Origin of the sequence: Neorhizobium sp. R1-B (assembly GCF_004368875.1) — a bacterium.
GTDB lineage: Bacteria > Pseudomonadota > Alphaproteobacteria > Rhizobiales > Rhizobiaceae > Neorhizobium > Neorhizobium huautlense.
Window position 1 is genome coordinate 1 of record NZ_SOEM01000046.1, and the last position, 7,345, is coordinate 7,345.

Consider the following 7,345-nt stretch of genomic DNA (forward strand, 5'->3'; position numbering starts at 1 on the left):
ATTTCTTCAGAACGAAAGTCGTCGTCGCCAGCAGCGCCGCCGCCCTCGTCAGTGAGCGGGGTTATAAATCCATGCCCACAAACAAGTCAACAGGCGTTTTTAAAAAAATGTCATTTTTCTTCGGAGGGGCCGAAACCCGACCGTTTCCGCGAACAATTTGAACAAAGATTAACGAAAAGGCAGCCGTCGGTCCCCAAAAAGCGCTTTAACCGCCCCGTTTGCGATTGCTAGGGTGAGGGACATTTTTGGCGGCTGGAGTATGACATGCTGGTATTAAACGAGGAACAAACGCGCAGAGCGCTTCCCTGGGCGGAATTGATCGAGGCTATCGAGCACATGTTCCGCAGCGATTGCGTGATGCCCGTGCGCCATCATCATGACATGGAGGTTCCGGGCGAAGCGACCGCGGTGATGCTGCTGATGCCGGCCTGGGTGCCGGGCGACCATATCGGCGTCAAGATCCTCAACCTTTTTCCCGACAACCATCTGCGCTCGCTTCCCACCATCATCGGCAGCTATCTCCTGTCGTCCGGCAAAACCGGCGAGATGCTGGCGATCGTGGAAGGAGGAGAACTGACCGCGCGAAGGACGGCGGCGACCTCGGCACTTGCTGCCAGATATCTCGCCTCCCCGCATGCCGAGACCATGCTGATGGTCGGCACAGGGCGGCTTTCGCTCAATCTCATGCAGGCCCATTCCATAACCCGCCCTCTCAAGCGGTTTTTTATCTGGGGGCGCAATCCAACCAAGGCTGACGAGACCGCCAAAGAAGCACGGGCCCTCGGGATCGACGCCGTGATCGTCGACGATCTTGCCGAAGCGGCGCGGCGGGCAGACATCATCTCCTGCGCAACTCTGTCGGATACTCCGCTCATTCGCGGCGAGTGGCTGAAACCTGGGGCACATCTCGACCTTGTCGGGGCCTTCAAGCCCACTATGCGCGAAAGCGACGACGAGGCGGTGCGGCGCTCTTCCGTCATTGTCGATACCCGCGCCGGCGCGATGAAGGAGGGCGGGGATATCGTGCAGCCGCTTAAAAACGGTGTTCTCATGAAGGACGACATCAAAGCCGATCTTGCGGATCTGGCCCATGGAAGACATCCAGGCCGCATCAGCGCCGACGAGATCACGCTTTTCAAATCCGTCGGTGCGGCGCTGGAGGATCTGGCGGGGGCAATTCTTGCCTATCGCCATGCCAGCGGCCAGGTGCCCGGCTGATGAAAGCATTGCAGGAGCCGGGCGCGGTGATCAAAAACCTGCCGACGCTCCCCGTCACCCACGTTCTCGGCGAGATCACCCAGGCTGCCGCCAATGGCACGCGTGCCGTGCTGTCGGCGCCGCCCGGCGCAGGAAAAACGACGCTTGTGCCGCTGGCATTGCTGGAAGAGGCCTGGTGCACCGGCAAGATCATTCTCCTCGAACCGCGCCGGCTGGCCGCTCGCGCGGCCGCCTCGCGCATGGCCACGCTACTCGGAGAGCAGGTCGGAGACAGGGTCGGCTACCGGATGCGGCTCGACAATCGCATTTCCCCGAGAACCCGGATAGAGGTGGTGACCGAAGGCGTTTTCACCCGGATGATTCTCGACGATCCGGAACTTACCGGCGTTTCCGCGGTCATTTTCGATGAGTTCCACGAGCGCTCGCTGGACGCCGATTTCGGGCTGGCTCTGGCGCTCGACGTGCAGTCGGCACTACGCGAGGATCTGAGAATTCTCGTCATGTCGGCGACGCTCGACATCGAGCGGGTGGCAGGGTTGCTCGGCAATCCGCCGGTGATCAAGAGCGAGGGCCGCAGCTTCCCGATCGATATCCGATGTCGCGACCGGGCACCGAGCGAGCGGATCGAGGATGCCATGACCCGCACCATCATAGAAGCACACCACCATGACGCCGGGTCGATCCTCGCTTTTCTTCCGGGACAGGCGGAAATCCAGCGCACCGCCGAGCGGCTCCAAGGCAAGTTCGGCCCCGAAACAACGATCGTCCCTCTTTATGGAAACCTTACGCAGAAGGAGCAGGACCTGGCGATCAGGCCGGCGCCGGCAGGCAGCCGCAAGATCGTGCTCGCCACCTCAATTGCCGAGACATCCATCACAATCGACGGGGTGCGGATCGTCATCGACAGCGGACTGCAGAGACTGCCGGTATTCGAACCGTCGACGGGTATCACGCGGCTGGAGACGGTGCGGGTTTCGCGCGCCTCCGCCGACCAGCGAGCCGGACGCGCCGGACGCACGGAGCCGGGGATCGCGATCCGGCTCTGGCATCCCGGCCAGACGGCGGCACTTCAGGCCTTCACCCCGCCGCAAATCCTTGCAAGCGATCTTTCCGCCCTAGCGCTCGATCTTGCCCATTGGGGCGTGCAGGATCCCGCAGCACTTGCCTTTCTCGATCCGCCGCCTGCGCCGGCCTTTAAAGAGGCAGTGGCGCTGCTTTCAGAGCTCGGCGCACTCGACGACCAGGGCAGCTTGACCGGAAAAGGACGCCTGATGCGCGAACTTACTCTTCCGCCCAGGCTTTCCGCCATGGCGATTTCCGCCGCAAAAGAGGGCCTTGGTCGTCAGGCATGCCTGCTCGCCGTGCTTCTCACCGAGCAGGGGCTCGGCGGAAACGATGTCGATCTCGATGAGCGGCTGAGGCGCTTCCGCAACGAACGCGGCGACCGGGCCGATTCGGCAAGAAAACTCGCAGAGAGAATTGCATCCAATTTGCCAAAAGCTGCGCGAGCGGGCGAAATAGTCCCAGCCGGCCGGCTTCTGCTTCATGCCTATCCGGATCGGGTCGCCCTTCAGCGAGGCGGCCGCGGGCGCTTTGTCATGACGAATGGCCGGGGCGCGGAACTGCCGGAAACGGAAAGGCTTGCTTCGGCGCAGATGCTTGTCGTTGCCGATCTTACCGGTCGAGCCGCGCAAGCGCGCATCCTCGCAGCGGCAGAGATTACCCGGGCGGACGTGGAAGAGGAGCTGTCCGACGCGATCGAACAAAGGGATGAATGCTTCTTCGACCGCGCCAGCCGGCAGGCGCGCGCCCGCCAGGTGAGACGCCTCGGCGCCATCATCCTCGAGGAAAAACCACTGCCGCGCCCGCATGGCGAAGCGGCGGCCAAGGCGCTTGCCGATGGCGTCCGCGAGCTCGGTCTCCAGGCCCTGCCGTTCTCCCGGGATGGCACACAGCTTCGCGAAAGGATCGGCTTTCTTAACCGCACGATCGGCGAACCATGGCCGGACATGAGCGACGAAGCGCTGCTCGCCCGGCTCGACGAGTGGTTCGTGCCGTTCCAGAGCAACGCTTCGAGCCTCGATGCCGTGGATGCGGGAGGCCTTTTTGAAGGGCTGCGCTCGCTCATTCCTCATGCGGCGGCGCAGGATCTCGGCAAACTTGCGCCCACGCATTTCGAGGCGCCGACAGGCCAGCGTCATCCCATACGCTACGATGGCGAAGAGCCGGTCCTGGCAATCCGCGTGCAAGAACTGTTCGGGCTGAAGAAACATCCGGCCGTCGCGGGCGGGAGGCTGCCGTTGCTGCTGGAGCTTACTTCGCCGGCGCATCGCCCGATCCAGACAACCCGCGACCTTCCCGGCTTCTGGGCGGGATCCTGGAAGGATGTGCGGGCCGAGATGCGCGGACGATATCCAAGACATCCTTGGCCTGAAGATCCTTCGGAGGCTTCCCCGACGACACGTGCCAAACCGCGAGGGACGTGACAGAATGCCGCCTGCGACCCGATGTCGAGCCGGTTTATGAAGCGGGTCGATTTCATCGGCATCCGCCGGAAAGCAGAGGCAAGGCGTTGAGTCCAGACAGTTCATCGGTGCGTTACGCGCAGTTCGGCCCTTCCAGCCGCCGCATCCGGCTTGAAACATTGGTACGGCTGCGCTGGCTTGCGGTCACGGGCCAGACGATCACCGTGCTGGTCGTCGGGCTGCTGCTGGATTTCCCGCTTCCTTTAAAGGAGGCGGCCATCCTGATCGGGGCGCTGGCCGTTGCGAACCTCATCCTTTCCGTCTGGTTTCCGCAAACGCACCGGCTGGGTCCAAAGTCGGCCCTGGCGCTGCTCGCTTTCGACCTCCTGCAGATGGCGGCCCTGCTTTTCATCACCGGCGGGCTCGCCAATCCGTTTGCGCCTCTGATCTGCGTGCCGGTCATCATCGCTTTTGCGTCGCAGCCGCTGCGGCATTCGCTGGTCTTGATCGTCTTCGCGCTGATCTGCACCACAGTGATCGCCTTCTCTCCCTATGCCGTTCCCTGGTACGAGGGAGAAACCCTGAGAATCCAGCCGGTCATGCAGCTCGGCGTCTGGTGCTCGATCGCTTCGATGATGATGTTCGCCGCCTTCTATGCCTATCGGGTCTCGCATGAAGCGACGCTGCTTGCCGACGCGCTTGCCGCCACGGAACTGGTGCTGGAACGAGAAAAGCACCTCTCGCAACTGGACGGACTGGCGGCGGCGGCGGCGCACGAACTTGGTACACCGCTGGCCACGATCAGCGTCGTTGCCAAAGAGATGGAGCGCGAGCTCGCAGAGAACGATCGGTTCCGCGAAGATGTTCAGCTCCTCAGGAGCCAGAGCGAACGATGCCGCGACATCCTCCGCCGGCTCACCTCGCTCTCCGCCGAAAGCGAGGAGCATATGCGCCGCCTGCCACTCTCTTCTCTGGTAGAGGAAGTGGTCGCGCCCCATCGTCAGTTCGGCATCGAGATCAAGCTCGTCGAGAAGAGTGACCGGGCGAGCGAACCGGTTGGCAGCCGCAATGCCGGCATCATCTACGGGCTCGGAAACCTGATCGAAAATGCCGTCGACTATGCCAGAAGCAAGGTTATCGTGACGGTCGAGCACAGCGCGGAACACGTGGCGATCACCATCGAAGACGATGGCCAGGGTTATGCGCCGGATATTCTCTCTCGGATCGGCGAACCATATATGACAAAAAGACCGCGGGAAGACGAGCGCGCAGGCGGGCTGGGCCTCGGGCTTTTCATCGCAAAGACGCTCCTCGAGCGCTCGGGTGCGTCGATCCGTTTCGGCAATCGCGACAACGGCGACGCGGGCGCACGCATCCGGATCGAATGGCCGCGATCGGTGATGGAAACCCATGATCCGAAATGATTTGCACCCCGGGTGCGAACGATCATAATTGACAAGGAAGGCGGGCCTTCAAGAAAGCCCGTGGAGAAAAAAATGGAACCGCACCTGGAAAATCAGAAAGCTCATACGGATCATGGACTGGGGCCTGACCCGTCGCTGCTGATCGTCGATGACGACGGGCCTTTCCTGCGCCGGCTGGCGCGCGCGATGGAAAGCCGGGGATTCCAGGTCGACACGGCCGAATCGGTCGCTGAAGGCATCGCCAAGTCGAAAGCCCGCCCGCCGAAATATGCAGTCGTGGATCTGCGCCTTGGGGATGGCAATGGACTTGATGTCATCGAAGCCATCCGCCAGAGCCGCGAAGATACCAAGGTGATCGTGCTCACCGGCTACGGCAATATCGCGACCGCGGTGACCGCCGTGAAACTCGGAGCGCTGGATTATCTCGCCAAACCCGCAGATGCCGACGATATCTTTCATGCGCTGACGCAGCGGCCGGGCGAAAAGGCTGATGTGCCGGAAAATCCAATGTCGGCCGACCGCGTGCGCTGGGAGCACATTCAGAGGGTCTACGAAATGTGCGAACGCAACGTCTCCGAAACCGCGCGCCGGCTCAACATGCATCGCCGCACGCTGCAGCGCATTCTCGCGAAACGCGCTCCGAAGTAATCACATTTCGTCGAAGCTTTTGCCGTTCGCCCATTCGGCCAGCATCAACCGCTGGGCGGCAGCGCGAGAGAAATTCAACGTCACCGCCTTGCGGGTTGCAGGTGCAAGCCTGTGTTCAGGCGCGTCACGCAGAAGATGTCCGCCGTAACCGTCCGAAAGGAACAGGCCGCAATCCTCCGGAAAGATGTCGAGCGGCACGTCCTTGTGAGTGGCGAAAAAAAGCCTGTCGCAATAGGAGCGGTAATCGGGCCATTTCCGGTCGACGCGGAAGTCCTCGATCGAGGTCTTGATTTCGATGATCCAGATTTCGCCCTTTTCGGAAATCGTCATGAGGTCGGCCCGCCTTCCGTTCGCGAGCACAAGCTCGGGCAAAAGCGCGTGGCGCATCTCGTGCAGCAGAATCTGCACGCCTCTTCGAACCAGCATGGCGCGCGCCGATTGACGCCCATCTATTAATGGATTGTTACTGGCGATGTTGAGTATAGTCATGTCTTCCGGCTACTGCCGCTGATAATGTTGCAAAAACGCAATGGCGTTTTTCTATTATGCGCCCGGCCCATCTCGCAGCATCGAGGCACCTTGCCAAGGCCAATTTAATCGAAAATAACGGCTTATCAAAGGTGCTCGCGCACCTGCCTCAATCGATTCGTTTATCCCAAGAGATTTCCATGCGCTTACGCAACAGCATGCTCGCACTCGGCCTGTTGGCGGCTACCGCCCTGGCCGGCTGCTCCACGACGTCGTCTTCCGGTGGCACCGAAGTGGCTACCGTCACAACCTCGCAGATTTTCACCGAATCCTACGGCTCGGTAAAGGATGCCGGCTATACTCTTCCGGCCATCCCGATCAGCCGCATGGACAAGAAGTTCCATCGTCAGATCGTCAGCTATTCCACAACCGAAAAGCCGGGCACGATTGTCGTCAATACCCGCGAGCGGTTCCTCTATTATATTCTGCCGAACGGTAAGGCCGTACGCTACGGCATTGGCGTCGGCAAACAGGGCTTCGCCTGGTCCGGCACGGCCTACGTTGCATGGAAGCAGGAATGGCCCACCTGGCACCCGCCGAAGGAAATGGCCGTGCGTCGTCCGGACGTCGCAAAATACGTCGAAGACGGCATGGGGCCGGGCCTTAGCAATCCTCTCGGGGCGCGAGCGATGTATCTCTTCAACGAAAAGGGCCAGGATACGCTGTTCCGCCTGCATGGAACGCCGGAATGGGCCTCGATCGGCACGGCCGCTTCTTCCGGCTGCATCCGCCTGATGAACCAGGACATCATCGACCTCTACAGCCGCGTCCGCCCCGGCCGCAACACCAAGGTCGTCGTGATCCAGTAATCGCGAAATTCGAAGTGAACGCAAAAGCCGCCGAAGATATCTCCGGCGGCTTTTTCTTTGGCAGCAATCAAAATATCCGTCAGTTGGCGAGCTTTGCTTTGAGTTCGATGCGCCGACGGTGCAGGACCGGCTCGGTATAGCCGTTTGGCTGCTCGCGACCCTTCAGCACCAGGTCCAGCGCGGCCTGGAAGGCAACAGAGCCCTTGAAATCCGGCGCCATCGGGCGGTAAAGGGGATCACTTTCATTCTGGCC

At 61.3% G+C, this 7,345-nt stretch carries 6 protein-coding genes; 5 read left to right on the forward strand and 1 reads right to left on the reverse strand.

The window, feature by feature from the left end:
- Positions 1 to 264 precede the first annotated feature (264 nt).
- The 4 genes from EDE05_RS26520 (at position 265) to EDE05_RS26535 (ending at position 5,755) form a co-directional block, all read left to right on the forward strand.
- The gene (locus EDE05_RS26520) at positions 265 to 1,218 is read left to right on the forward strand and encodes an ornithine cyclodeaminase family protein (RefSeq protein ID WP_105372256.1); all 954 of its coding nucleotides are present in this window, start codon (positions 265 to 267) and stop codon (positions 1,216 to 1,218) included.
- Positions 1,218 to 3,704, forward strand: coding sequence for an ATP-dependent helicase HrpB (gene hrpB, locus EDE05_RS26525; RefSeq protein ID WP_134103308.1), 2,487 nt, complete (start codon positions 1,218 to 1,220; stop codon positions 3,702 to 3,704). The genes EDE05_RS26520 and hrpB overlap by 1 nt, the downstream gene beginning before the upstream one ends.
- An 86-nt stretch (positions 3,705 to 3,790) precedes the next feature.
- Positions 3,791 to 5,107, forward strand: coding sequence for an ActS/PrrB/RegB family redox-sensitive histidine kinase (locus EDE05_RS26530; protein WP_245422857.1), 1,317 nt, complete (start codon positions 3,791 to 3,793; stop codon positions 5,105 to 5,107).
- A 72-nt stretch (positions 5,108 to 5,179) separates the two neighbouring features.
- Positions 5,180 to 5,755, forward strand: coding sequence for an ActR/PrrA/RegA family redox response regulator transcription factor (locus EDE05_RS26535; RefSeq protein ID WP_105372253.1), 576 nt, complete (start codon positions 5,180 to 5,182; stop codon positions 5,753 to 5,755).
- Here EDE05_RS26535 and EDE05_RS26540 read toward each other — a convergent pair whose 3' ends face one another.
- Positions 5,756 to 6,244, reverse strand: a complete 489-nt coding sequence (locus tag EDE05_RS26540) for an MmcB family DNA repair protein (RefSeq protein ID WP_105372252.1) — start codon at positions 6,242 to 6,244, stop codon at positions 5,756 to 5,758.
- Positions 6,245 to 6,423: 179 nt separating this feature from the next.
- On the opposite strand from EDE05_RS26540, the gene EDE05_RS26545 reads away from it, so the two are divergent.
- Complete coding sequence (locus EDE05_RS26545; RefSeq protein ID WP_105372276.1) at positions 6,424 to 7,092, forward strand: L,D-transpeptidase; 669 nt, start codon at positions 6,424 to 6,426, stop codon at positions 7,090 to 7,092.
- Positions 7,093 to 7,345 lie beyond the last annotated feature (253 nt).

Coding starts and splice junctions, on each gene's coding strand:
- hrpB (WP_134103308.1), top strand. CDS start 1,218: ATGAAAGCATTGCAGGAGCCGGGCGCGGTGATCAAAAACCTGCCGACG.
- EDE05_RS26520 (WP_105372256.1), top strand. CDS start 265: ATGCTGGTATTAAACGAGGAACAAACGCGCAGAGCGCTTCCCTGGGCG.
- EDE05_RS26535 (WP_105372253.1), top strand. CDS start 5,180: ATGGAACCGCACCTGGAAAATCAGAAAGCTCATACGGATCATGGACTG.
- EDE05_RS26540 (WP_105372252.1), bottom strand. CDS start 6,244: ATGACTATACTCAACATCGCCAGTAACAATCCATTAATAGATGGGCGT.
- EDE05_RS26545 (WP_105372276.1), top strand. CDS start 6,424: ATGCGCTTACGCAACAGCATGCTCGCACTCGGCCTGTTGGCGGCTACC.